The organism is Streptomyces sparsus (genome assembly GCF_054776295.1).
In genome coordinates, this window is record NZ_BAAHCA010001406.1 from 1 (window position 1) to 881 (window position 881).

The 881-nt window shown below is 74.8% G+C and carries 1 protein-coding gene; it reads right to left on the minus strand.

What is annotated here, in order from left to right:
* Positions 1–51: 51 nt before the first annotated feature.
* The gene (gene yidC, locus ACYVE9_RS28715; protein ID WP_461030809.1) at positions 52–726 is read right to left on the minus strand and encodes a membrane protein insertase YidC; all 675 of its coding nucleotides are present in this window, start codon (positions 724–726) and stop codon (positions 52–54) included.
* Positions 727–881 lie beyond the last annotated feature (155 nt).

Consider the following 881-nt stretch of genomic DNA (forward strand, 5'->3'; position numbering starts at 1 on the left):
CTGACCCGCCCGGCCGGGGCGCGCCCCGGCCGGTGTCCGGCGGCCCGGGGCTCACAGCAGGAGTGCCCGTTCCGCGGTGGTCCAGGTGGTGCTGGTCACCAGGTAGAGGGCGGCGGCCAGCGGCACCACGGCGGCGCTGACCACCGTGCCGTACGACAGCAGCGGCAGCAGGCGCATCGGCCCCTCCGGGACACTGCCGAGCCGCTTCGTGCGTCGACTGGTCTGGACGAACGACCAGGTGGCGACGGCGGTCAGCACCACCAGCAGGCCGAGGTGGACGAGGCCGGCGCCGCCCAGCAGGCCGCCCTCCGCCAGCGCCGCGAACCAGGTGCCGCCCAGCGGCGCGTCGAGCAGCGCTTCGTCCAGCAGTCCCGAGCTGTGGCTCGTGAAGAGCTGGTACAGGACGAGGAAGACGGGCAGTTGCAGCAGCGTCGGCAGGCAGCCGGCCAGCGGTGAGGAGCCCGACTCAGCGTAGAGCTCGGCTGTCGCCTTCTGCATGCGCTGCGGGTTTCGGCGGTGCCGCTCGCGGATCTCGGCGAGCCGGGGGGCGAGCGCTGCCCGGGCTCGTTCGCCACGGGCGGCGGCACGGGCGAGCGGGTGCAGCGCGAGGCGCACCCCGAGCGTCAGCGCGACGACGGCGGCGGCCGTCGCCGAGCCGCCGAACAGCAGGCCGAGCAGGACGGACAGGTGCGCCAGCAGCGCACCGAGGGGAGCAAGAACGGACATGGGTCCTCCACGAAGCTCTCGTCGAGCCGGAATCATCGGTTCCCGTGACGGGGATTCGGCGTGACGAGCCGCGCGGACACCACCGGCCGGTCGGACGGGCGGTCCGAGGGAGCCGGTCGGCGCTACGCGGCCGTCGGGAGGAGCAGGCCCGGTGC

What these genes read in the sequence shown, in the direction of transcription:
- yidC (WP_461030809.1), bottom strand. Translation starts at nt 726, where the DNA reads ATGTCCGTTCTTGCTCCCCTCGGTGCGCTGCTGGCGCACCTGTCCGTC.